The sequence below is a fragment of the Bacillus sp. FSL K6-1012 genome (assembly GCF_037964915.1).
In the GTDB taxonomy this organism is placed as follows: Bacteria; Bacillota; Bacilli; order Bacillales; family Bacillaceae; genus Bacillus; species Bacillus halotolerans.
The window spans coordinates 4252706-4277638 of the sequence record NZ_CP150175.1; the positions used below are offsets into that span (position 1 = coordinate 4252706).

Annotated in this window: 25 protein-coding genes and 1 pseudogene; 4 read left to right on the forward strand and 22 right to left on the reverse strand. The window is 43.0% G+C overall.

Annotated features, from left to right (window positions below):
- The first annotated feature begins 39 nt into the window (after nt 1-39).
- Nucleotides 40-2130, forward strand: a pseudogene (locus NSS75_RS22025) (thioredoxin domain-containing protein).
- On the opposite strand, the gene NSS75_RS22030 reads toward NSS75_RS22025, so the two are convergent.
- Entirely contained in the window at nt 2127-3026 is a 900-nt protein-coding gene (locus NSS75_RS22030; protein WP_339235213.1) for a type II CAAX endopeptidase family protein, read from the reverse strand. The pseudogene NSS75_RS22025 and the gene NSS75_RS22030 overlap by 4 nt on opposite strands.
- 228 nt (nt 3027-3254) lie before the next feature.
- On the opposite strand from NSS75_RS22030, the gene NSS75_RS22035 reads away from it, so the two are divergent.
- Complete coding sequence (locus tag NSS75_RS22035) at nt 3255-4607, forward strand: MFS transporter (RefSeq protein ID WP_024123562.1); 1353 nt, start codon at nt 3255-3257, stop codon at nt 4605-4607.
- A gap of 31 nt (nt 4608-4638) precedes the next feature.
- Here NSS75_RS22035 and NSS75_RS22040 read toward each other — a convergent pair whose 3' ends face one another.
- From NSS75_RS22040 to NSS75_RS22090, 11 genes are all read right to left on the reverse strand, one after another.
- Complete coding sequence (locus NSS75_RS22040) at nt 4639-5193, reverse strand: maltose acetyltransferase domain-containing protein (protein ID WP_024123563.1); 555 nt, start codon at nt 5191-5193, stop codon at nt 4639-4641.
- An 18-nt stretch (nt 5194-5211) separates the two neighbouring features.
- Entirely contained in the window at nt 5212-5592 is a 381-nt protein-coding gene (locus tag NSS75_RS22045; protein ID WP_216395042.1) for a VOC family protein, read from the reverse strand.
- A gap of 51 nt (nt 5593-5643) precedes the next feature.
- Nucleotides 5644-6585 carry a LacI family DNA-binding transcriptional regulator gene (locus tag NSS75_RS22050; protein ID WP_216395041.1) on the reverse strand — a complete coding sequence of 314 codons (942 nt, stop codon included), beginning with the start codon at nt 6583-6585 and terminating at the stop codon, nt 5644-5646.
- 58 nt (nt 6586-6643) lie between these two features.
- Nucleotides 6644-7402: an exodeoxyribonuclease III gene (xth, locus tag NSS75_RS22055; protein WP_216395040.1), complete on the reverse strand. Its 759-nt coding sequence runs from the start codon at nt 7400-7402 to the stop codon at nt 6644-6646.
- A gap of 65 nt (nt 7403-7467) precedes the next feature.
- Nucleotides 7468-7707, reverse strand: a complete 240-nt coding sequence (gene rpsR / locus NSS75_RS22060; protein ID WP_010332656.1) for a 30S ribosomal protein S18 — start codon at nt 7705-7707, stop codon at nt 7468-7470.
- Between the two features lie 42 nt (nt 7708-7749).
- Entirely contained in the window at nt 7750-8268 is a 519-nt protein-coding gene (ssbA, locus tag NSS75_RS22065; RefSeq protein WP_010332657.1) for a single-stranded DNA-binding protein SsbA, read from the reverse strand.
- A gap of 40 nt (nt 8269-8308) precedes the next feature.
- A complete protein-coding gene (rpsF, locus tag NSS75_RS22070; protein ID WP_010332658.1) occupies nt 8309-8596 on the reverse strand; it encodes a 30S ribosomal protein S6 in 288 nt (95 codons plus the stop codon).
- Nucleotides 8597-8706: 110 nt separating this feature from the next.
- Nucleotides 8707-9807, reverse strand: a complete 1101-nt coding sequence (gene ychF / locus NSS75_RS22075) for a redox-regulated ATPase YchF (RefSeq protein ID WP_024123566.1) — start codon at nt 9805-9807, stop codon at nt 8707-8709.
- Nucleotides 9808-9933: 126 nt separating this feature from the next.
- Complete coding sequence (locus tag NSS75_RS22080) at nt 9934-11937, reverse strand: molybdopterin-dependent oxidoreductase (protein ID WP_339235220.1); 2004 nt, start codon at nt 11935-11937, stop codon at nt 9934-9936.
- 50 nt (nt 11938-11987) lie between these two features.
- Nucleotides 11988-12194: a DUF951 domain-containing protein gene (locus tag NSS75_RS22085; protein WP_101859623.1), complete on the reverse strand. Its 207-nt coding sequence runs from the start codon at nt 12192-12194 to the stop codon at nt 11988-11990.
- A 93-nt stretch (nt 12195-12287) separates the two neighbouring features.
- Nucleotides 12288-13304, reverse strand: coding sequence for a hypothetical protein (locus NSS75_RS22090; protein ID WP_101865114.1), 1017 nt, complete (start codon nt 13302-13304; stop codon nt 12288-12290).
- Nucleotides 13305-13814: 510 nt separating this feature from the next.
- Between NSS75_RS22090 and yyaC the strand changes: the two genes are divergently transcribed.
- Nucleotides 13815-14432: a spore protease YyaC gene (yyaC, locus tag NSS75_RS22095; RefSeq protein ID WP_044160286.1), complete on the forward strand. Its 618-nt coding sequence runs from the start codon at nt 13815-13817 to the stop codon at nt 14430-14432.
- A 39-nt stretch (nt 14433-14471) separates the two neighbouring features.
- Here yyaC and spo0J read toward each other — a convergent pair whose 3' ends face one another.
- Both spo0J and soj read right to left on the reverse strand, forming a co-directional pair.
- Complete coding sequence (gene spo0J, locus NSS75_RS22100) at nt 14472-15320, reverse strand: stage 0 sporulation protein Spo0J (RefSeq protein WP_103672091.1); 849 nt, start codon at nt 15318-15320, stop codon at nt 14472-14474.
- On the reverse strand, nt 15313-16074 hold the full coding sequence (gene soj, locus NSS75_RS22105; RefSeq protein WP_010332665.1) for a sporulation initiation inhibitor protein Soj: 762 nt from the start codon (nt 16072-16074) through the stop codon (nt 15313-15315). The genes spo0J and soj overlap by 8 nt, the downstream gene beginning before the upstream one ends.
- Nucleotides 16075-16323: 249 nt before the next feature.
- Here soj and NSS75_RS22110 point away from each other — a divergent pair, with 249 nt between their 5' ends.
- A complete protein-coding gene (locus tag NSS75_RS22110; protein ID WP_024123574.1) occupies nt 16324-16764 on the forward strand; it encodes a PH domain-containing protein in 441 nt (146 codons plus the stop codon).
- 43 nt (nt 16765-16807) lie between these two features.
- Here the strand turns inward: NSS75_RS22110 and noc are convergent, their stop codons facing one another.
- From noc to rpmH, 8 genes are all read right to left on the reverse strand, one after another.
- Nucleotides 16808-17659 (reverse strand): nucleoid occlusion protein, encoded by an 852-nt coding sequence (noc, locus tag NSS75_RS22115; protein WP_003219249.1) that lies wholly within the window; start codon nt 17657-17659, stop codon nt 16808-16810.
- A gap of 121 nt (nt 17660-17780) precedes the next feature.
- Entirely contained in the window at nt 17781-18500 is a 720-nt protein-coding gene (rsmG, locus tag NSS75_RS22120) for a 16S rRNA (guanine(527)-N(7))-methyltransferase RsmG (RefSeq protein WP_024123575.1), read from the reverse strand.
- Between the two features lie 13 nt (nt 18501-18513).
- Nucleotides 18514-20400 carry a tRNA uridine-5-carboxymethylaminomethyl(34) synthesis enzyme MnmG gene (gene mnmG / locus NSS75_RS22125; RefSeq protein ID WP_024123576.1) on the reverse strand — a complete coding sequence of 629 codons (1887 nt, stop codon included), beginning with the start codon at nt 20398-20400 and terminating at the stop codon, nt 18514-18516.
- A gap of 20 nt (nt 20401-20420) precedes the next feature.
- Nucleotides 20421-21800 carry a tRNA uridine-5-carboxymethylaminomethyl(34) synthesis GTPase MnmE gene (gene mnmE, locus NSS75_RS22130; protein ID WP_024123577.1) on the reverse strand — a complete coding sequence of 460 codons (1380 nt, stop codon included), beginning with the start codon at nt 21798-21800 and terminating at the stop codon, nt 20421-20423.
- 315 nt (nt 21801-22115) lie between these two features.
- On the reverse strand, nt 22116-22742 hold the full coding sequence (gene jag, locus NSS75_RS22135) for an RNA-binding cell elongation regulator Jag/EloR (protein WP_339235233.1): 627 nt from the start codon (nt 22740-22742) through the stop codon (nt 22116-22118).
- Nucleotides 22739-23524 carry a YidC family membrane integrase SpoIIIJ gene (gene spoIIIJ, locus NSS75_RS22140; protein ID WP_081638392.1) on the reverse strand — a complete coding sequence of 262 codons (786 nt, stop codon included), beginning with the start codon at nt 23522-23524 and terminating at the stop codon, nt 22739-22741. Before spoIIIJ ends, jag begins: the two co-directional genes overlap by 4 nt.
- A gap of 141 nt (nt 23525-23665) precedes the next feature.
- On the reverse strand, nt 23666-24019 hold the full coding sequence (gene rnpA / locus NSS75_RS22145) for a ribonuclease P protein component (RefSeq protein WP_024123579.1): 354 nt from the start codon (nt 24017-24019) through the stop codon (nt 23666-23668).
- A 148-nt stretch (nt 24020-24167) separates the two neighbouring features.
- Nucleotides 24168-24302 (reverse strand): 50S ribosomal protein L34, encoded by a 135-nt coding sequence (gene rpmH, locus NSS75_RS22150; RefSeq protein ID WP_003178075.1) that lies wholly within the window; start codon nt 24300-24302, stop codon nt 24168-24170.
- Nucleotides 24303-24933: the final 631 nt, after the last annotated feature.

Consider the following 24933-nt stretch of genomic DNA (forward strand, 5'->3'; position numbering starts at 1 on the left):
AAGTTAAATATACACTAATTATAGGAAGAAGGTGATCCCATGCCAAACAAAAGTAAACCCAATAGATTAATCGCTGAGAAGTCTCCTTATTTACTTCAACATGCTCATAACCCTGTGGACTGGTTCCCTTGGGGAGAAGAAGCATTTGAAAAAGCGAAACGCGAAAACAAGCCTGTTCTCGTATCTATTGGGTATAGCTAACCTTGGCTAATCTAAAGAACATGCCATTGGTGCCACGTTATGGCTCATGAAAGCTTCGAGGACGAGGAAATCGCCCGCCTTCTTAACGAACGTTTTGTTGCGATTAAAGTGGATCGGGAAGAGCGCCCTGATGTTGATTCTGTTTATATGAGAATCTGCCAGCTGATGACCGGACAGGGCGGCTGGCCGCTGAATGTGTTTATCACGCCTGATCAGAAGCCGTTTTACGCGGGTACATATTTTCCGAAGACCAGTAAATATAATCGTCCGGGTTTTGTTGACGTGCTTGAGCATCTTTCAGAAACGTTTGCGAACGATCTTGAGCATGTCGAGGATATTGCAGAAAACGCCGCTAACCATTTACAGACCAAAACAGCGGCTAAAACAAGTGAGGGGTTGAGCGAATCAGCGATCCACCGGACATTCCAGCAGCTTGCCAATGGTTTCGATACAATCTACGGCGGCTTCGGACAGGCGCCGAAATTTCCTATGCCTCATATGCTCATGTATTTGCTCCGTTATTATCACACGACTGGGCAGGAAAACGCTTTGTACAACGTCACGAAAACACTGGACAGCATGGCAAATGGAGGCATCTATGACCATATCGGCTATGGGTTTGCCCGCTATTCGACCGATGATGAGTGGCTCGTCCCTCACTTTGAAAAAATGCTGTATGACAATGCGCTGCTGCTGACAGCTTATACTGAAGCTTATCAAGTCACGCAAAACAGCCGGTACAAAGACATTTGTGAGCAGATTATTACGTTCATTCAACGGGAAATGACCCATGAAGACGGGAGCTTTTTCTCGGCTTTAGACGCGGATACAGAAGGCGAAGAAGGAAAGTACTACGTGTGGTCAAAAGAAGAGATCTTGAAGACGCTCGGAGAGGATCTCGGTACGCTGTATTGCAGCGTGTATGACATCACAGAAAAAGGCAACTTTGAGGGCAAAAACATTCCCAATCTCATTCATACCAAGCGGGATCAAATCAAAGCGGATAGCGGCTTAACCGAAGAAGAGCTCAGCCGCAAGCTTGAAGATGCAAGATTGAAGCTGTTAAAGACACGTGAAGAAAGAACGTATCCGCATGTCGATGATAAGGTGCTGACGTCATGGAACGCCCTGATGATTGCGGGTCTTGCTAAAGCGGCAAAGGTATTCCAGGAACCCCAATACCTCAGCTTGGCTGAAGACGCTATCACCTTTATTGAAAACAATGTAATCATCAACGGCCGGGTGATGGTTCGGTATCGCGACGGCGAAGTGAAAAACAAAGGATTTATCGACGATTATGCCTTTCTCTTATGGGCTTATCTCGACCTCTATGAAGCCTCGTTTGATCTATCATATTTAGAAAAAGCGAAGAAGCTGTCAGACGATATGATCGATTTGTTTTGGGACGAGGAGCATGGGGGGTTCTACTTTACCGGACACGACGCAGAAGCGTTAATTGTCAGAGAAAAAGAAGTGTACGATGGCGCCGTGCCTTCAGGAAACAGCGTGGCAGCCGTTCAGCTCCTGCGCCTCGGGCAAGTCACAGGCGATTTTTCGCTGATTGAAAAAGCCGAAACGATGTTCTCCGTGTTCAAGCCTGAAATCGAGGCATACCCAAGCGGCCACTCTTTCTTTATGCAAAGTGTGTTAAAACAGATGAATCCTAAAAAGGAAATTGTGATTTTCGGGCGCCCGAACGATCCAGACAGAAAACAGATCACAAGCGCGCTTCAAAAGGCCTTTAATCCCAACGATTCCATCCTGGTGGCAGAGCATCCCGACCAGTGCAAAGACATTGCGCCATTCGCGGCTGAGTATCGCATCATAGACGATCAAACAACCGTGTATATTTGTGAAAATTTCGCCTGCCAGCAGCCGACAACAGACATCGAAGAAGCCTTACAAACATTAAAAAGCAGCAGGGATTAAACGCCTTGCTGCTTTCTTTTTGATCTCTTATGGTATTGTACAACGATAAACGCAAAGAAAAGATTAACGACAACCGTAAAGAAAGTCTCCCACATCGGATTTCCCCGTGTGATGGCAAATAAGGAAGGAATATCTCCATATACACTGTTTTTTTCAGTCATAAAAAGACATAAAAACATATTATTCGCGGCATGCACACCAAGTGAAATTTCAAGGCTGCCTGTTTTGACCGTATAATACGTTAAAAGAATCCCAATTGTTACATACTCAATGCCTGCCCAAAAAGCGCCATTACTCATTTCAGGATTGCCAAAGTGTACAATCCCAAATAGACCGCCGACAATCAGCGTCAATACAAAAGGATTCTTTATCACTTTTCCAAAAGCCTGCAATAAAAACCCCCTGAAAAACAGTTCTTCCGCAGAAGTCTGAAGCGGCACCAATAACAGAGATGCCACAAGCAGCCACAGAAAACGTGAGGCGTCAAAATCCTGAAAAGTGTATTTCGCCGGATGAATCGCATAATCAATCCCCTGAACCACAGCCATCAGCAAGAAATAAGCGATAAAGCCAAAGAAAATGCTGCGCCAGCTGATTTTTGCATGCGGTGTAATGACTGACCGAAACGGGCGTTTCAGGATAAAGCGAAACGCCAGCCAAACTCCTGGGATCGCAAATACATAAACGATATGAGTTAAAAACAGATCAGCCAAAGAATCGGTTAACATACCTGTATCCACATCAAACGCGATATGTGGACTTAAAAGTGCAGTCAATAACATCATAAATACATAAACAATGCTTCCAAAAAAGAATAAGCCAACCATCACCAAAAAGGAGAAAAAATATCTCCACAATGTATTGTTTCCTTCTAGAGGACGGATAAATGAATTCATTCCTTCTATGACTCTTCCTTTCAATGAGAATATTACTATATATTTGCATAATTTGGTCTACTAATCTACTGTTTTGGAAATCTTTTAAGCAAAATTAAGGCGAAAAGTGTGAATTTAGTTCTTCCATCTAGTGATTTGAACTCTGTCCCCAATGAATCAAGATACTTATAATAATGCCAAGAGGGGAATGTTCAGTCTTTCTCCCGCTATTAAAAAAGGGGGTTTTTTATGAATACGGGCGTCAAACAGAAACATACACATCCTTTTTCAAACGCGGCAAACCGTTTAGACCGCCTCCCGATTTCACGTGTCCACTTCCAAGTATTAACCGCTCTCGGCATTGTTTACTTCTTTGATCTTGCGGATTTATTTACCCTCAGCAATGTAGCGCCAGCACTGATCGAGCATTGGGGCATCCAGCTTTCAACCATTGCCAATGTAACGGCTGCTTCGTTTTTAGGCATGTTTTTGGGAGCATCACTTGGGGGACGGCTTTCAGATCGAATCGGCCGAAAAAAAGCCTTGAACCTATTTGTCTTCGTTTTTTCAATCGCATCGTTATGCAATGCCGCGGCATGGGACATCCCGTCCTTAATGGCGTTTCGTTTCCTCACTGGATTTGGTGTCGCAGCTGCCATGGTCATCACCAATAGCTATTTAGCAGAATTTTTCCCTTCAAGTGTTCGCGGAAAATATATTTCTTTCTGTGCCATGATCGGATTGATTGGCGTTCCGATCACCAATATCGTATCAGCCTTTGTCATTCCGCTCGGCTCTTGGGGATGGAGACTTGTCTTTGTATGGGGCGCTGTTGGTCTTATTTATTTTTTCTTTATTCGGCGGCTGGAGGAATCACCCCGCTGGCATGAAAATCGCGGTGAATATGAAAAAGCCGATGCCATCCTGAAAAGGATTGAAGCAAGCGTTGAAAAAGAAAAAGGCCCGCTTCCTGCTCCGGCGCCGCAAACCGCAAGCGGACAGGTACAACATGCGGGTTACGCGGGATTATTAAAGGGGAGAAACCTGAAAATAACCATTGTGTTATCCGCGGTATGGATTTTTGAAACCTTTGGATTCTATGGCTTTGCCTCTTGGGTCCCCAGCCTGCTAAAAAGCAACGGGGTCACGATGGAAAATACATTATGGTATAACGTATTGCACTCGGTCGGCGCTCCGCTGGGCGCATTGCTGGGTTCAATGATTTCTGAAAAATTTCAGAGAAAATGGATATTGGCCGCCAGTGCGTTTCTGACTGCCATCGCAGGTCTTTTATATGGCATGACCTTCATTCCCATCATGATTATCGTGTTTGGTTTCATCGTTAATATTACGGAACGGGTTTTCACATCAAACTTATATGCGTATACATCTGAGCCTTTTCCAACAGAGTATCGCTCGTCAGGCAGCGGTTTAGCCTATGGTCTCGGGCGCTTTTCGAACATCTTCGGATCATTGCTCGTCGGTTTTATCGCCGTTCAGCTCGGCTATGTCAGCGTCTTTTTCTTTATAGGCGGCTGCTGGCTCGCATGCTCCATTTTGTTAATCTGCTTCGGTCCCAATACGAATGCCAAGCAGATATAAAAAATCAGTGCGGCGTTTAACCGCACTGATTTCAATTCAATTCCTTCAGCTTTCTCGCAGGGTTTCCCCCTACAACCGTATTAGCAGGGACATCCTTTGTCACTACGGAACCCGAAGCAATCACCGCGTTATCGCCGATCGTCACTCCCGGGTTTATCACTGCCCGCCCGCCAATCCAAACATTATCTCCAATTGTAACAGGCTTACCGAATTCCTTCCCCGACTTCCTAACAAGCGGGTCGAGAGGGTGACCAGCCGTGTAGATATGCACCCCTGGAGCTATCAAACAATCACATCCTATACGAACTTCACAAACATCAAGAATGACACAGTCAAAATTAACAAATGTACGATCCCCCATATGAATGTGATAGCCGTAATCACAGCGGAATGTCGGCAAAATGGTGACTTGATCACCGATCGAACCAAGCAGATTTTTCAAAAGTTCCGTTCGCACTGACTCATCTTCTGGTGATTCGTTATATTGTTTAATCAGATTTCTCGCATGTTTACGCTCTAGTGATAATTCACGGTCTTCCGAGTTGTATAATTCTCCGGCTGCCATTTTTTCTTTTTCTGTCAGCATTCAATTCACTCCAAGATGTTAAATTGTAATCTCTATTAGATTTCCTTCCTCATCTTCAATTACACTTTCATAGTAGCCGTCCCCTGTCGTCCTTGGACCGCTTACTACAGCGAATCCGTCCTGCTTTAACCTTTCTGTCAGTTCATCAACATTCTCTTTGCTTCCAGTGGAAAAAGCGATATGCGCCCAGCCTGTCATCGTTTGTGACGGCTGATCAGTCACATCTCCTTTTTTCATGATTTCCAGCCTTGCTCCGGAATCAAACGTCATAAAATACGACTTAAAATCTTTCTTCTCATTATGATAAAGAGAATTGGCTTTGCCATGAAAATACGTTTCATAAAAAGCCTTCATTCGCTCTAAATCTCTGACCCAGATGGCCGTGTGCTCAATATGCATGTCTTCCTCCTCCTTTGTCTTTCAATGAAGTTATAAGGGATGAAATGCATTTCAGTTCAAGCTTTTTTTCATGAATTGATGCTGAATTTTTATATCTATGGGATGTTCCTGCAAAAATAACGAAAATGCTGCGGTGCCCAGCTGCTCAAGATTCAGGTCAAGCGATGGGAAACAGAGGACACGGCTGATAGAGGAATGTCCTTCTCCAATGATCTCAACATCCCAGTCTTTCTTTTTGGCAAATACATAAATTCCCGCTGCCACTTCATCACTGTTTGCATAAATAGCTGTTGGAGCCCGGCCGCTTGTATAGAAATACGCACCCGCCTGCTCTCCGTCGTCCATATGATTACAGCCGGTCAGCATATGGCGGTCCTCCAGGCTGCCATAGACGGCCTGATAAGCCGCTGCTTTATCCGCCGTACTCGGGCTCTTGTCGGCGCTTCTCACGCAAGTAAAAGCGATATTCTCATGTCCGCGGTTCTTTAGATATCGAAAGCTTTCTATGTAGGCTGCTTTTCTGTCATTGTAAGCACAAGGAATATCAATGTCTCCAGTATCTTCACAAGCGATAATCGGTCCATATTCTTGATAGGCTATTATAATGTCCCAGTGATTGGCTCGTGATGTAATAATGAGGCCATCTATTTTTTTCATTCTTAACAGCTCTAAATATTTGATTTCAATGTCGGGGTTATAGTTGGTAGGGAGGAGGGTTGTTGCATATTCATGTCTAAATGCCGCCTTTGTGATGCCGTTTACGATTTTATCAAAGCAAGGGTGATCGCTGTAAGGAAGGATTACACCGATCGTTTGAGTCTTGCCGCGAATGAGGTCGATCGCAGTTCGATTCGGTGTGTAGTCTAATTCCTCCATGACTTGATGCACCAGCTTCCTTTTTTCTTCAGACACATACGGATGATGATTCAGTACGCGTGACACAGTCGAAACAGATACATTCGCCAGCCTTGCAATCTCTTTTATGTTTGCCATCTCTTTCTCCTTTTTCATCATAAAAAAACAGTAAGGATCAATCCTTACTGCTATCACATCATATATTAATCGTAAGTTCAACAGGACAATGGTCGGAACCCCAGACGTGTGCTGATATCTTGGCATCTTCAATCTGCCCCTTAAGCCGCTCAGAAACAACAAAGTAATCCAGACGCCAGCCAATATTTCTGTCCCGGGCACCCGCACGATACGACCACCAGGAATAAGCGCCTTCCAGATCAGGGTATAAATAACGGAATGAGTCGATAAAGCCGGCTTCCAAGAAACGAGTGAATGCTCCTCTTTCTTGATCAGAAAAACCCGCGTTATTCCGGTTTGCTTTTGGATTCTTCAAATCAATTTCTTGATGAGCCACATTTAAATCACCGCACAGGATAACCGGTTTTTTCTTGTCCAATTCGAGAATAAACGCTAATAAAGCCTCTTCCCATTGCAAACGGTAATCAATGCGTTCCAGCCCTCTTTTTGCATTAGGCGTGTAAACGGTCATCACATACACGTTTTCAAATTCCAGCGTAATCACTCTGCCCTCTTGATCATGCTCTTCTATTCCGATTCCGTACATGACGTTCAGCGGCTTTTGTTTTGAAAAAACAGCTGTACCTGAATATCCTTTTTTCTCTGCATAGTTCCAATACACATGATAGCCTTCAGGCTGAACATCAACCTGGCCATCCTGTATCTTTGTTTCCTGAAGACATATGATATCTGCATCCTCTTCCTTCAGATAAGAAAAGAAATCCATCTTTCTCATGACAGCCCGCAGGCCGTTTACATTCCAAGAAATCAGCTTCATATTTGTTTCATCCCCCCTATAAAAAAGAGCAAGAACCCGAAGGTCCTTGCTCTTTACGTATCAGCTTACTCACCAGTTACGTATGGAAGTAAAGCCATTTGACGAGCGCGTTTGATCGCTGCAGTCAATTTACGTTGGTATTTAGCGTTTGTTCCAGTTACACGACGTGGTAAAATTTTACCGCGCTCAGAAACAAACTTTCTAAGAAGATCTACATCTTTGTAGTCGATGTGCGTGATACCGTTAGAAGTGAAATAACACACTTTACGGCGCTTCGCACGACCGCCTCTGCGTCCTCCTGCCATTGTCATTTCCCTCCTTTCTTTGTCAATTTAGCGATATTCTCATTAGAATGGAAGATCATCATCCGAGATGTCAATCGGCTTGCCGTCGTTGGCAAATGGGTCATCATTAAAGCTGTTCCCCTGATTGCGTCTCTGGTTGTTTTGATTTCCCCCGAATGGATTATCATTTTGGCCTCCGCCAAAGTACTGGCCTCCGCCGCTGTTTCCTTCGTTGTATCCACCTGAACCAGAACCGCCGCCGCTTTTCGGCTCAAGAAATTGAACACTTTCAGCTTGGACCTCGGTCACGAAGACACGCTGCCCTTGCTGGTTTTCATAGTTTCTTGTTTGTAAACGGCCATCTACGCCTGCAAGGCTTCCTTTTTTCAGGAAGTTTGCAACGTTTTCGGCTTGTCTTCTCCAAGTGACACAATTAATGAAATCGGCCTCACGTTCTCCAGACTGGTTCGTAAATGTACGATTCACAGCAAGAGTAAACGTGGCAACAGCCGCACCGTTTGGCGTATAACGAAGCTCTGGGTCTTTTGTCAGTCTTCCGACTAATACAACTCGGTTAAGCATAAGAAAGACCACCTTTTACCATTATATATTTCAAAATTGCTTATTCTTCTTCTTTAACAACAATGTGGCGAATGATATCGTCACTGATCTTAGCTAGACGGTCAAATTCTTGAACTGCCGCAGCATCAGCTTGAACGTTTACGATTTGGTAGAAACCGTCGCGGAAATCGTTGATTTCGTAAGCTAGACGACGTTTACCCCAATCCTTTGTTCCAGTGATCTCCGCACCGTTAGAAGTCAGAACGTTGCTGAAACGCTCGATAACTGCTTTTTTAGACTCATCGTCAATGTTTGGGCGGATAATGTACATAACTTCGTACTTTCTCATCTGTTTGCACCTCCTTTTGGACTAAGCGGCCCGTAATGGGCAAGGAGCAATAATTCTATTACTCACAATTTTATATTATACCAAAGCTCTTGTCCCTTTACAACTGCATCCTATACATTAAATCGGAAATGAATAACATCTCCGTCTTTTACCACGTAGTCTTTTCCTTCAAGGCGGACTTTTCCGGCTTCCTTCGCTCCTGCCATGCCGCCGCCCGCAAGAAGATCATCATAAGCAACCGTTTCAGCGCGAATGAAGCCGCGCTCAAAGTCACTATGAATAATTCCAGCGCATTCAGGGGCCTTCATGCCTTTTTTGAATGTCCAAGCTCTGACTTCCTGCTCACCGGCTGTGAAATATGTTGCCAGCCCAAGCAGCGAGTAAGATGCTTTAATCAGCTGATCAAGACCTGACTCTTCAATTCCCAGCTCTTCAAGGAACATTTGCTTTTCATCGCCTTCAAGCTCAGCGATTTCGGATTCAATCTTCGCACAAACAACGATGACTTCTGCGTTTTCGCCGGCAGCGTATTCACGAATCTTCGCTACATATTCATTGCCAGACGGATCAGCCACTTCCTCTTCACTTACGTTTGCAACATACAAAATAGGCTTTGAAGTCAGCAAATGAAGCTGCTTTACAAGCTTTTGCTGCTCTTCAGTAAATTCAACAGAACGAGCAGGCTTTTCATTTTCAAACGCTTCTTTCAGTTTAGACAAAATGTCAAACTCAAACACAGCCTCTTTATCTTTTTGCTTTGCAAGCTTGCTGACACGTGTAATCCTCTTTTCAACTGTTTCCATATCAGCGAGAATCAGCTCAAGATTGATCGTTTCGATATCATCAATCGGATCAACTTTACCGGAAACGTGTGTAATATTATCATCAGAAAAAGCACGGACAACGTGGCAGATCGCGTCAACTTGGCGAATATGAGAAAGGAATTTGTTACCGAGACCTTCTCCTTTTGACGCACCTTTTACGATTCCTGCAATATCAGTGAATTCAAAAGCAGTCGGCACAGTCTTCTTCGGTTTGACCAGCTCAGTCAGCTTTCGCAGACGATCGTCCGGTACTTCTACAATTCCCACGTTCGGATCAATTGTACAGAACGGGTAGTTGGCTGATTCGGCACCGGCCTGTGTAATTGCGTTAAATAATGTTGATTTCCCGACGTTCGGCAAACCGACAATTCCAGCTGTTAAAGCCATTCTTTCATCTCCTCTATATAAAACCGTCATTGCATTAACGTATTTTGAACCTAGAGCAATTATAAGGAGGTTCACTGGAAAAGACAAGCTGACAAAAAAGCATTTTCAGCCTGCTGAACCCTCTCATTATGCTTTTTTCAAGCCCACTAAACAGTCAAAAAGCGTACTTCCCATTCCATTATCAGAATTTGTATCATTTGTCAGCGTATTGACGGAGCCGCCAAAAGCCGCCCACATGCCTTCATCTACATTTATCGTCTTCGGATGAGCCTGTTTCATCACTTTAACTTTACCATTCAAACGGCCACGATCATTGAAAATGACAACCTCGTCTCCATCCTGAAGATCCCGCTCAGCCGCTATATCTGAAGAAATATCGACCTGTATGTGCTGAAGCTTCTCGATGAACGGAACATGCTGTGAATGATTAGAGCGCTGCGGATGAATGGACAAAAGCGTGTAAGGGTATTTTTCGGCAAGTTCTTCGTTATGGTAAACAGACTCCTCAGGCACTTCCAATTGAAGTGCACCGCTAAATCCTTTTTCTTCAGCTAAAGAAGAGGTAAACTCAAATTTTCCGCTTGGCGTCAGAAACGTAAAGTCTTCCCACGGCACCTGTTTAACCGGAAGCGGCAGATGGCCTTTTTCTTTCAAGTGCTCAAGCGTTACACCGTCTGCCTCCAATGAAGAAAGCCCCATCTCCAAAAGTTCTTCAGTACTGTGTTCAAAAAGCTCTCCAAATCCAAGGCGCTTTGCAAGCTCTGACCATATCCATCTGTCTGACTTCGCTTCGCCCTGCGGTTCCACCAGCTTCTTCCCATACTGAACATAATGATGGTACATACTGGAATAATAAATATCCTCTTCTTCAAAAACAGTGGCAGTCGGCAAAACATAGTCGCACAGCTTTGCCGTATCGGTCATGATGGAATCAATCGCTACTGTCACCGGAACCTTTTCAAACGCCTGTCTTACTTTATTTGTGTTTGGCACCTGAGTCAGCGGGTTCCCGCATGTCACGATAATCATCTCGATCGCAGGATCATCAGCGGTTAAAACCTCTTCAGCCTGTGTCATCATTGAAAAAGAACGTGATGTCGTTTTTAATTCCGGCAGCGTCAGCTTCGTTTTTGCAAAACTTTCACCAATCTGGACATTGCCAAAATTTGCGCCGCCGCCTTTAATCCCAACGTTTCCGCTTGCCGCAACAAGCGCATCAATCCAGCGAATCGTCCCGCCGCCATTTTTATACCGCTGCATACCAAGCCCCATAAAAGTAGACACCGGACCATCCGCATACAGACCTGCAAGAAACTCCAGCTCTTCCATCGTAGTTTCTGTTTTCGCAGTAAACTCCTCGAGAGAAACCGTGCTCAAAAGCTCTTTTACATCATCAAACCCGACAGAATGCTGAGAAATAAAATCCTCATCCGTTCTTCCCGTCTCAATCAGAACCTTCAAAACAGCCGCGGCAAGCCAGCCATCCATTCCCGGCTTTACAGAAATATAACGGTCAGCCAGTTTTGCAGTCGGATTAAAAATCGGATCAATCACCGTCAGCGTTGCGCCCTTTTTCTTTACCTGCTGCAAATGGTGATAAAGGTGCATATTTGTCCTTGATACATTTCTGCCCCACACAACGACGTGTTTGCTGTTGTAAATATCAAGCGGCCCGTGCCCATACGACCGGCCGAAATCCCAGCTTTGCGCCTCTATACCAGAGCCCCAGCAAATGCTTCCGACAATCTCTGTCACACCGCCATACGCATTAAAAAAACGCTGATCTAGCGCTTTTAACAAACCGTTATTGGCGTAATCATGGCTGTGCAAAACTGCTGTTGTTTCTGACGTCTCCTTAATGTCCCGAAGTTTATCGGCAATTTCATCAAGAGCCTGCTTCCAGGAAATCCGCACAAACTCGCCATTTTGTTTCTTCATCGGATAGCGAAGCCGATCAGGCGAGTTTGTTTTCGTCTCTAGCATTCTGCCGCGGCCGCAGATTTTCCCTTCCGTAATCGGATGGTTTGGATCTCCGTCCACTTTTGTTACCTTTCCGTCATCAACAGTCACCACAAAACCGCAGCTGTCCCAGCAATTCAGAGGGCATGCTGACTGATGCACTTTACTCATCACCGTCTTCTCCTTACCTTCTATATGAAAAAGCATGAGTGTCAGCCTTTTTATGAAGTAGGCTCCTCATGCTTGACCAGTACTTTTTTTACTTTTCTTTCAAATTCTTTCCTCGGAATCATTACGCTGTGAGAGCAACCCTCACATTTAATCCGAATATCCATTCCCATACGTATAATTTTCCATCTGTTTGCTCCGCATGGGTGCGTTTTCTTCATTTCTACAATATCATTCAGGCCAAAGTCTTTATCCGCCAAGACCCTTCACCTCTCTTCGTAAACTGCTGAATCTATTGTACAAAAAAACTGATCATTAGAGCAATCATCATACCCAAAAAGAAGGGAATCCTCTTATTTCCATTTACTTAAAATAGGGTATAACAGCAAACAAACTAATAGATAAAGATTCAGCATTCCATAAATAGGATATAAAAAAGCGATTAAATCGGAAAAACCGAAAGAAGTAAAAGGCACCATCAACACTAACAGAATCAATACGATCATCCATCTAGGCATGTGAAGAAAAGCCATCAGCCGGCTGGATAATCCAAATAAACCAGCCACCGTCGTCGTATATATCGCAAGGCACAGCACCGCAGTCATACATAAAAAAAGAAGATAAGGGGCACCCTCCAGAATGGCAAACAGCGGAATTTCAAATTGAGAAAGGGAACCAGCCAGTTCTACCAACGTTTCATTATATACAAAAGAGATCACGCCAAAAATAAGACCGCTGGCCACACTGGCGATTTTAGCTTCCCCCAGCCCTTTCATTTCTTTCCCGACAGACGATAAAATCGCGACAACCGAAAGAATATTTAAAGAAGTAAACGTAATGCTGGCAGGCCAGTTATACTGCCGGCTCAAATCTATCGTCCACGTATGGTGATGAGTGCTCTGAAATGAAAATAACGCATACATCAGCCCGGCAACTAAAATAGGAATTAAAATGCCATTCACAGATAAAATCCCTTTCACATCCCAGAAAAACAACCCCACCGTCACGATGCAAAGCAGCGCAATTCCCCACCAAAAAGGGAGCTTGTACATTTGCAGCGTCACTCCGCCTCCGGCGATCATCACCATGGTTGTAGAAAATAAATAAAAGACAATGAGAATATCATAAATTTTCGCCAGCCACGGTCCCATTAAATGTTCAAGAACCGGAAGAAAGTGAGTGGATTGAACCTTAAAACTGATTTTCATCACAATATAAGACGAGAAAATGAACATCACTGTAAACAGCACAATAGCCAGTCCGCTTTCTGCGCCAAAAAACTGCCATATCTCCTGACCGCTTGCATATCCGGCGCCGATCAGGCTGCCTAATATAAGCAGCATCCACCTCATTCCGGCTCTCCACAACATTATCACCTCATAAGTACAGAGTTCAGCTTGTTTCCGTTATTGTTACTATATAGAGCGCTAATAATAAAAATGCCTATTTTCATAGGAAAACAAAAAATAATGGTTGAATGTGAAAATATCATACAAAATACTCGTAAAAAAAGACCACCTAAACAGGCAGTCAAAATACAAAATCCCATCCTTCACTTTCCTACCATTCCTTTATACGCTCTTCACCAAGATATCATGTTCAATCATTCAGTTATTCCGATCTTATCGTAAACTCCATTAGGTGTTCCAAGCATATTAATGATTCCTCCATTACCAAAACAGCAGACCATATCTTGCTTCACCTGAAGCGCTGCGGCACAATACTTGTAAATAACCTCTATCTTTTCCTCTTTGTATCCAAAAATCCGTAAACAGACAGAAAGCATAAAAAACCTAACTGCTGGATATAATGTAAACAACCTTACATACCAAAAAAACACATCCCTAGCAATTCCGATATCTAACAAGGAAGTGAAACCTATGAATCGAAAAGGCGGGCTTTTTTCTTCTCAGGAACGAGTAAAGCAATATGTTTCACATACAGATACAGCTGCAGCAAAACAAATACAAACGATTCTTTCTTCATCCTTACGTAAAGCTGCCGGCAGACCGATTGTTGTGGTTTGTATCGGAACAGACCGTTCAACTGGTGACTCATTAGGCCCGCTCGTAGGAATGAAACTCAAACAGATGCAGCTCACAAGATTCCACGTCTACGGCACTCTGTCTGATCCTGTGCACGCTGTAAACATGAAGGACAAATTGATGGAAATTCACAAATTACATAAAAACCCATTTATTGTGGCAGTGGATGCATGCTTAGGGCGTGTGAAAAGCGTAGGTTCATTCCAGATCGGAGATGGCCCACTAAAGCCTGGTGCCGGTGTACAGAAGGATCTTCCTGAGGTAGGAGATCTCCATGTGAATGGAATTGTAAATGTTAGCGGTTTCATGGAGTACTTTGTTTTACAAAATACAAGGCTTCACTTGGTCATGAATATGGCAAATGTTCTTGCTGAAGGACTGAGTTTAACAGATCGAACAGAGTGGAGGCAGGAACGGCTTAGTCCGCTGCAAAGACTCACAGGACGATTATAAAACAAAAAACCATCTTCAATAGAGATGGTTTTCTTTCATTTACGATTCTCGTTCTGATAAGAGCTCTAAGATCCGTTCAAGATCCTCGTTGGAGAAAAACTCAATTTCGATTTTGCCTTTTTTCTTTTGTCTCTTAATATTTACTGTTGTACCAAAATAATTTTGGAGATACGATTCTCGTTCTTTGATAATCGCATCTTTTACAGGCTCTTTTTTCTTTGTTTCACGTGGAACATTCTGATTTAATTGCTGAATCAGCTGCTCAAGCTGGCGAACGTTAAGCTGTTCTGCAATCACTTTTTGCACAAGCGGTTCAAGCTTGTTTTTATTTTTCAAACCAAGAAGTGTGCGGCCATGCCCCATAGAGAGCGTGCCTTCCGCAATCAGCTGCTGAATGTTCTCAGGCAGTGTCAGCAATCTTAAATGGTTGGCAATATGCGGCCTGCTTTTTCCGAGACGTTTTGCAAGCTGCTCTTGCGTGACATCTAAGTGTTTGAGCAAAGAGTCATAAGCCTGAGCCTCTTCCAGCGGTGATAAATCCTCACGCTGAAGGTTTTCCAGTAAAGCAATTTCTCTCATTAACGCCTCTGATAATTGACGGACAATCGCTGGAACTGTTTCTAAACCTGCAAGCTTTGCCGCCCGAAAGCGCCGTTCACCCGCAACGATATCATAGCCTTTTAAAGATTTTCTGACGATAAGCGGCTGGAGAATGCCATGCTGCAGCACAGATTCCTTGAGCTCAGCTAGAGCTTCGTCGTCAAAGTGTTTTCTTGGCTGATAAGGATTAGGGCGTAAATCGGTAACTTTGATTTCCTCAACTGTCTCTTCAGACAAATCAACCTGATTAAACAACGCATTAATCCCTTTTCCAAGGCCTTTAGCCATTCGCAGCCACTTCCTTTGCTAAATCTAAATATACTTCCGCACCTCTTGACCGCGGATCGTATAAAATGATGGGTTTACCGTGACTCGGTGCCTCACTCAGACGGACATTACGCGGAATAACAGTCTGATATACTTTATCTCTAAAGTATTTTTTTACCTCTTCAATCACTTGAATGCCAAGATTTGTCCGGGCATCAAGCATCGTCAGCAATACGCCTTCAATCATTAAATCCGTATTCAAATGCTTTTGCACAAGACGTACTGTATTTAATAATTGGCTCAGTCCCTCCAAGGCATAATATTCGCACTGTACAGGAATGACAACTGAATCTGAAGCAGTCAACGCGTTAATTGTCAGCAATCCCAATGATGGAGGACAATCAATAATAATATAATCATAATTCTGCTTCACTGCTTCAAGCGCTCTCTTAAGTCTCACTTCTCTTGAAATTGTCGGAACCAGCTCGATCTCAGCTCCTGCAAGCTGTATCGTCGCAGGAATCACATCCAAATTCTCTACTGAAGTTGCTTTAATAATATCTATTACATCTGCATCATCTACTAAAATATCGTACACACACTGATCTACATCGGCTTTTTCAATCCCCAATCCGCTCGTTGCATTCCCCTGCGGATCAATATCTACCAGCAGAACCCTTTTCCCTATGTAAGCTAAGCATGCTCCAAGGTTGACAGACGTCGTTGTTTTTCCGACTCCGCCTTTTTGGTTCGTAATTGCTATGATTTTTCCCACGATGTCACCTACTTTCACATGAACATGTACTGTCATGTTTCTATTTTATCAAAAAAAGATTAAAGCGTTTCACTTTTTTCATCATTTTGTTTTTTATCAGAAGGGAATATTTGAAAAATTTAATCAGCGCTTTATTGCTTTCTCTTATAAATTCTAAAACTGATATGTTTTTTTGACTTAAAAAAGGGATTTCTAATAGAAAAAAAGAAGAAGTTACAGTGCAGAAAGTACAAACAGGACGGTGATCATATGGTTTACAAAACAAAAAGAGATGCACCCGTTACTCTTATGATTGTGTTTCTCATATTACTGATACAAGCAGATGCCATAGTTCCTTTTGTGCTGGGACATATGAGGATATCCGGCTGGATCATTTTTGTTCTGCTGACTCTTTTCAACGTGCTCATCATTTGGAGTTTCATTGATCTGAAATATGTATTGAAGGAGCACCGTTTGATCATTAGAGCCGGATTGATCAAACATCAAATTCCTTACGAAAAAATCGACAAAGTGATTCAACAAAAGAAGCTGTGGTCAGGTTTTCGGCTTATTGGCTCACGGCGTGCGATTACGATTTATTATCGGGGAGGCTGGGGACATGCAGTCATTTCTCCACAAGACACGGAAGAATTTATCCACAAGCTCAAAGAAAAGAATTCCAATATAACAATTGTAACTAAAAGTAATTAATTCCCTTTTAGCGAAAAAGCTCTCCTGGACAGCAGGAGAGCTTTTATTTTGGTATGCGAATCGTCAATTGAATATATTCTTCAAATTCCTCTTCTTCAGTATTCAATTTTACGCCGCTGTCTTCAACCATTGACAGTGACTGGCGAATCGTGTTCATTGCAATTCTAGTATCCCTGCTGAACGCTTTGCGTCTAGGCTTTGGTTTTCTCTGGCCTTGCTCCAGCATTTTAACCACGCGGTCTTCTGTCTGCTTTACATTTAAGCTTTTCTCAATTATCTCTGTGAGCAGTGTGACTTGGAGCTCAGGCTGTTTCAGGGGAATCAGCGCTCTGGCATGACGCTCTGTGATTTTCTTCTCCATGATTGCGTCTTGAACCGGCTGAGGCAGCTTTAATAGCCGCAGTTTGTTCGCAATCGTTGACTGCCCTTTTCCTAAACGCTGCGCCAGTGCTTCCTGTGTTAAATCATGAAGCTCAAGGAGCCTTGCGTAGGCATGCGCTTCCTCAATCGAAGACAATTCCTCACGTTGCAAATTTTCAATTAACGCCACTGAAGCGGTTTCCGTGTCGGAAAAATCCTTAATAATGGCCGGAATCTTTTCCCACTCGAGCGATTGCACCGCTCTCCAGCGTCTTTCACCTGCAATGAGTTCGTATTGGCCTTCTTCTTCTGTATGCCTGACAACAATCGGCTGAATAATGCCGTGTGTATGAATGGTCATTGCTAACTCTTTGATTTTTTCATCTGAGAAAATGGTGCGTGGCTGAAAACGGTTGGGAACGATAGCATTTACCGGTATTTCCAGAATCTCTTCTTTGTTTGTCTCATGTTCAGCAATCTCCGGTTCCTGTTCCTTCTCACCAAGCCCGAAGAAACGAGAGAATGAATGCTTCATGTACCTACACCACCTTTAAAAACTGCCATTTTTATAATTCTATTTTCTCATGGTTTTTCCTGCTGTACCGTCATTAATTTTGAAGAAAATATGATGGTATTGTCATATCAGGCTGTCTAAATTACCCTTCAATTGGCGATTTATTAGGAGTTCCCGGTTTTCTTGGATACTTCTTAGGTGTATTTTTGATCTTGCGTATCACCATAATATTACGATCGCTTTCTTCAATAGGCAGCTTAAAGGAATGGGTATTCTCAAGTTCTCCTCCAAGCGTTGTGATTGCTTTTTTTCCCGCATTTAATTCTTCTTCAGCAGATGCGGCTTTTAAAGCAACAAATAAACCGTTTTTCTTAACCAGAGGCAGACAAAGCTCGCTTAAAACAGATAGTCTCGCAACCGCTCGCGCTGTCACGATATCATAGCTTTCCCTTACGTCTTTCCGTTGCCCGAATGTTTCAGCTCTGTCATGGCAAAATGTCGTATTCTCCAATTGTAAAGCTTCAGACAGCTTTTCTAAAAACGTTATTCGTTTGTTTAGTGAATCTACGATTGTGACATGAAGGTGCGGAAAACATATTTTAATCGGCAGACTCGGAAAACCCGCTCCCGCTCCGACATCACAAATCGTATTCATCTGATTGAAGTCGACATAAAATGCAGCTGTAATGGAATCATAAAAATGCTTCAGATACACTTCTTTTTTCTCTGTAATCGAAGTCAGATTGATTTTTTCATTCCACTCAACCAGCATATCGTAATACAGCTCAAATTGCTCCAGCTGACGAGGAGAAAGGGAGATCCCTTTTTCCGCCAGTCCAGAAGTGAATTCTTCAATATTCATGCCGTCATCCTTTCTACTCGGCTATCTTCGCAATGCGGCCCTGCTCTAAATATACCAATAGAATTGAAATGTCTGCCGGATTCACACCGGAAATACGGGAAGCTTGGGCAACAGACAAAGGCCGTACGTTTTTCAGCTTTTGACGAGCCTCGGTTGCAATCCCCTTAATTGCGTCATAATCAATTCGATCAGGGATTTTTTTGTTTTCCATCTTCTTCAGTTTTTCCACTTGCTGAAGGGATTTTTCAATATACCCTTCATATTTCACTTGAATTTCTACTTGTTCTGCCACTTCTTGCGGAACCGGCACTTCTGGCGGCGCAAGTTTTGTCACAGTTTCATAGTTCATTTCAGGACGTTTCATCAAGTCTGTGCCGCGTACTCCATCTTTCAATTCGCTTCCGCCAAGAGAACGGATATATTCTTGATTTTCTGGAGACGGCTTGATAATCACAGAATGCAGACGTTTTTTCTCCGCTTCGATCGCCGCTTTTTTCTTTTCAAAAGCCGCAAATCGCTCATCAGAAATTAATCCGATACGGTGGCCGATTTCTGTCAGACGCAGATCTGCATTGTCATGGCGAAGAAGCAATCTGTATTCAGCACGAGATGTCAAAAGACGATATGGCTCATTTGTTCCTTTTGTCACAAGGTCATCAATGAGAACACCAATGTAGGCGTCAGAACGGCTTAGAATCACTTCTTCTTTTCCAAGCGCTTTTCGTCCTGCATTGATTCCCGCCATAATCCCTTGTCCTGCAGCTTCTTCATAACCGGATGTTCCGTTAATTTGGCCGGCAGTGTAGAGATTGGTAATTTTTTTCGTTTCAAGCGTCGGCCATAGCTGAGTCGGTACAATCGCATCGTACTCAATCGCATAGCCGGCTCTCATCATTTGAACGTTTTCCAGACCAGGAATCGTTGCAAGCATTCTTTGCTGCACGTCCTCTGGAAGACTGGTAGACAAACCTTGAACATAAACTTCCTGCGTATTTCTGCCTTCTGGCTCAAGGAAAATTTGATGACGCGGTTTATCATTAAAACGAACAACTTTATCTTCAATTGACGGGCAGTATCTCGGACCTGTACCTTTGATCATACCGGAATACATCGGTGAACGGTGCAGGTTGCTGTCAATAATCTCATGTGTCTCAGGGCTCGTATATGTCAGCCAGCAAGGAAGCTGATCTGTGATATATTCAACTGTTTCATATGAGAAAGCGCGAGGCACTTCGTCACCAGGCTGAATTTCCGTTTTGCTGTAATCAATCGTGTCGCTTTTGACGCGAGGCGGCGTACCTGTTTTAAAACGAACAAGGTCGAAGCCCAGTTCTTCCAAATGCTCAGAAAGCTTAATAGAAGGCTGCTGGTTGTTCGGACCGCTTGAGTAAGAAAGATCACCGAGAATGATACGTCCTCTCAAATATGTTCCTGTCGTCATAACAACTGCTTTCGCGCGGTAATTCGCACCGGTTTGTGTAATGACACCGCGGCACTCGCCGTCTTCAATGATCAGACGTTCTACAATTCCTTGCAGCAGCGTTAAGTTTGGTTCTTTTTCAAGCGTATTTTTCATTTCATGCTGATATTGGAATTTATCTGCTTGCGCACGCAGCGCACGGACAGCAGGACCTTTTCCTGTATTCAGCATTCTCATTTGAATATGCGTTTTATCAATATTTCTGCCCATTTCTCCGCCAAGCGCGTCAATTTCGCGGACGACAATCCCTTTTGCAGGGCCGCCGACAGACGGATTACATGGCATAAACGCAACCATATCTAAGTTGATGGTCAAGACAAGCGTTTTGGCGCCTTGACGTGCTGATGCGAGGGCAGCCTCAACACCGGCATGCCCGGCGCCAATCACTATCACATCGTATTGGCCTGCTTCATACCCCATGATTCTAGTTCCTCCTTTATTTATTTTCCTAAACAGAACTGTGAAAAGAGCTGATCAATTAAGCTTTCATGGACAGCGTCTCCAATGATTTCGCCCAGAAGCTCCCAGCATCTTGTAAGATCAATCTGCACCATGTCGATCGGGACATCCTGTTCGATGCCGCTAAGCGCGTCTTCAATGGCGCGTTTTGCTTCCTGTAAAATTGAAATATGGCGTGTATTGCTGACATACGTTAAATCTCCGCTTTCAATAGCACCTGTATAGAACAGCGATTGAATCGCTTCCTCCAAATCATTAACGCCTTCTTCTTTTAGAAGAGATGTCGTTACAACAGGACGTCCATTGGCCAGCTCGCGTACACGTTCTATGTCAATTTTCGCCTCGAGGTCAGTCTTATTCATAATGACGATGACGTCCATTCCCTCAACGGCTTCAAAAAGCTTTACGTCTTCTTCAGAAAGCTCTTCACTATAATTAAGCACAAGTAAAATCAGGTCTGCTTCCTTCAGAACCTGACGAGAGCGTTCAACACCTATTCGTTCAACAATATCCTCTGTTTCACGAATACCTGCAGTATCAACAAGACGAAGCGGAACACCTCTTACATTTACGTATTCCTCAATCACATCCCGTGTCGTACCCGGAATATCGGTAACAATAGCTTTTGCCTCATGAACCAGGCTGTTAAGAAGAGAAGACTTTCCGACATTCGGACGGCCGATAATGACAGTAGAAAGACCTTCCCGCAAAATTTTGCCCTGCTCAGACGTTCTCAGCAGCGCCTCAATTTCTTTTTTAACGGAGCTTGCCTTTTCAACTAAAAGCTGATGTGTCATTTCTTCTACATCATCATACTCCGGATAATCTATATTTACCTCAACATGGGCCAGCGTTTCTAAAATATCATCGCGTAAACGGCGCACCAAAGCAGAGAGACGCCCTTCCATTTGATTCATAGCGACGTTCATTGCCCGATCCGTTTTCGCTCTGATTAAGTCCATCACCGCTTCCGCCTGTGAAAGGTCGATTCGCCCATTTAAAAACGCGCGTTTCGTGAATTCACCAGGCTCCGCCAGTCTCGCTCCCTCTCTTAAGGCGAGCTGGAGCACTTGGTTTACTGTCACAATTCCCCCGTGGCAGTTTATTTCTATAACATCTTCACGTGTAAAAGTTCTCGGTGCTTTTAACACCGATACCATTACTTCCTCCACGACCCGATCCGTACGTTTGTCTACAATATGGCCGTAATGAATCGTGTGTGATTCGACCGAACTGATCGTTTTCCCTTTCGGCCCTTTATACATTCTGTCGGCGATCTGGATTGCTTCCGGTCCGCTCAGCCGCACAATAGCAATCGCACCCTCTCCCATCGGTGTAGAAATGGCCGCAATTGTATCCATGTTGTTCACCTCTCTTTTCTATACTCTCATTCATCTATATAAAAAAATATTTTATTATGCCAAAACTAAAAGATAACATAGTTTGGTTCGAAGTGGAAGATGTGTTATCCACAGACTTAGAAATTCATCCCTTATTACTTTAACTTATCCACATGTGAATAACAATTAATTTTATTTCCTGAACTTCCTTTTTATCAACAGGATACACCTAAAAAGGAAAAACTTAAACGGAAAAAGCTTGATATTACAAGGAAAAATAGATTTTTCTATACAAAAAAACCGAAGTTCCGATTTTTACCGGACTTCGGTTTTATGTTATCTTTTCTGGGAAATAACGAGGTGGCGATTTTCGCCTTCACCCATTGAATACGTTTCGATCTGCTGATTTGCATATCTGGAAAGGGCATCATGAATGATTTTTCTTTCACTGGACGGCATCGGTTCTAAATGAACATCTTTTTTCGTTTTCAAAACCTGGTCTGCCAGTCTCACAGCCAGCTGACTCAGCGTCTCTTTCCTTTTCAAACGGTAGTTTTCTGCATCTACCGTCACATTTAAATACTGATTTGAATAACGATTAAGGACAAGCTGGGTCAAAGTTTGAAGTGCATTTAAGGTTTGTCCTCTTTTTCCAATTAACAATGCCGCTTTTTCACCCGTTATATGGAAACTCACTGCCTTTTTGCTTTCTTTTACAGTCACATCAGACTTTCCGGCAATGGATTCGGCAATTCTTTCAAGATACATCTTTGTTTCCTGAATCGGATCAAATTTTTCAGCCAGCTTCACGATTGCCGGCTTTTTGCCGAATATACCAAGAAAACCTTTGTTTCCCTCTTCAATAACGGTAATTTCAACTTCATCCTTCGTTAATTGCAGTTCTCGTAATCCGGACTGTACTGCTTCATCGACATTTCGCCCTGCAGCAGTCACATTCCTCACTTTTTCTTTCCTCCGGCTTTTTGCGGTTGAGGATCTTTTTTAATATCAGGCCCTTTAATGAGGAAAGTTTGCGCAATCATAAACAAGTTACCGACTACCCAATAAAGAGAAAGCGCCGCCGGGAAGTTGATCGCAAACACAATGATCATAATCGGCATAATCCAAAGCATCATTGCCATTTGCGGATTTTGCTGCGCATTGCCCGCCATCATTAATTTTTGCTGTACGAAAGTGGCAACACCGGCAACAATCGGAAGAATATAGAAAGGATCTTTTTCTCCTAAGTCAAACCATAAGAAACTGTGCTCTGAAATCGCCTGTGTTCTCATGATCGCATGGTAGAATCCAATTAAAATCGGCATTTGAATTAAAATCGGGAAACACCCTGCCAATGGGTTGACGCCATGCTTTTGAAATAAAGCCATTGTTTCCTGCTGAAGTTTTTGCTGCGTTTTTTGATCCTTTGAGCTGTATTTTTCTTTAAGCTTTTGCATTTCCGGCTGTAAAGCCTGCATCGCTTTCGAGCTTCTCAGCTGCTTGATCATCAGCGGCAAAATTAATAAACGGATTAAAATTGTAACAATAATAATTGACAGTCCATAGTTGTCTCCCGTCAATTTCGCAACATACGTAATGAGCTCAGACAATGGAAATACTACGTACTTGTCCCAAAAATGCGGACTATCTGCAGTGATCGGCTCTTTGACACTCGAGCATCCAGCCAATAGCATGAATACGCCGACCATACTTAATAGCAACCATATTCTCCTTTTCAACAACATTTCCTCCTATAATCATTCTTTACACTCTCTTATTACAAAACATACTTGTATGTATTTTAGCATCTTTCAGTTTTAAATGGTGTCTTTTTCTGATCAACCAGAAAGGAAGCGCTTTTAAAAGTTTTAAGAAAGCAGTGGCATCTACTTTTTTGACGAAGTTTTCTTATATAATGAGGCCTTCCTGAATAAATGCTGCAGACTTTTTTTCGTTTCCTCAAATGTCAGCTGACTTGCTGGTTTTCTGGCGATAATAATGTAATCCTTTTGCTTCAGTCTGTCTCTCTCTTCTAGAAAAGCTTGCCGGATCAAACGTTTTATCCGATTTCGCATTACTGCATTGCCAATTTTTTTGCTGACGGAAAGACCAACGCGCAGCTCATCGTTTTCAGGCTGATCAAGCGTATATAAGACAAACTGGCGATTCGCTACTGATGTGCCATGCTTGAACACTTTTTGAAAATCTTCATTTTTCTTTAAACGATTTCGCTTCTTCAAATTGACTCACTCCGATACTGGCTGGCAGAAACTTTTAATTTTATTTGAAAATGAGATGCGCAGAGACAGGGGAGATCCCCCTGCTCATACACATCACATATATCTTTTCCCTTAAAGTGAAAAAAGACCACTGACATTATTCAGTGGCCTAAGCTGATAATACTTTTCTGCCTTTGCGGCGACGGCGCGCTAAAACTAGACGACCGTTTTTTGAACTCATACGGCTTCTGAAGCCATGAACTTTACTGCGTTTACGGTTATTCGGTTGGAATGTTCTTTTCATTTATGACACCTCCCTCGAGGAATAGCTGTTAAAGACAGTCTTACTTATTATATTTGCGTTACCTATTCATTGTCAACTTCACTAGTGCTTTTGTTTCTTGCAACCATAATAGGATACCATACCTTCTCGACTTTCGAAACCTTATTTTTTCAGATTCCTGAATTTAACGAAAAAAAGTCAGATTCAAATGACCATTATGAGCTGAAAATTCATGATGTGGATATCTTTTTTCCCTTTTTTCAATATCCACAAAGGTTATCGACAACATTTTCACACTGCCAACTCCTGTGGACAATTTTTTTTCAACAGGTTGTCCGCTTTGTGGATAAGATTGTGACAGCCATTGCAAGCTCTCGTTTAATTTGGTATTATATTTGTGTTTTAACTCTTGATTACTAATCTTGCTTTCACTCTTTATCCACAAACTGTGGATAAGATGTGGATTGATTTCACACAGCATGTGTAGAAAGTTGTCCACAAGTTGTGAAATTTGTCGAAAAGCTATTTATCTACTATATTATATGTTCTCAACATTTAATGTGTACGAATGGTTACCGCCATTTGCTCTTTTTTTGTGTTCTATAACAGGAAAAGACGTTATTTTCTTAGAAAAGGAGGGACGTGCCGGAAG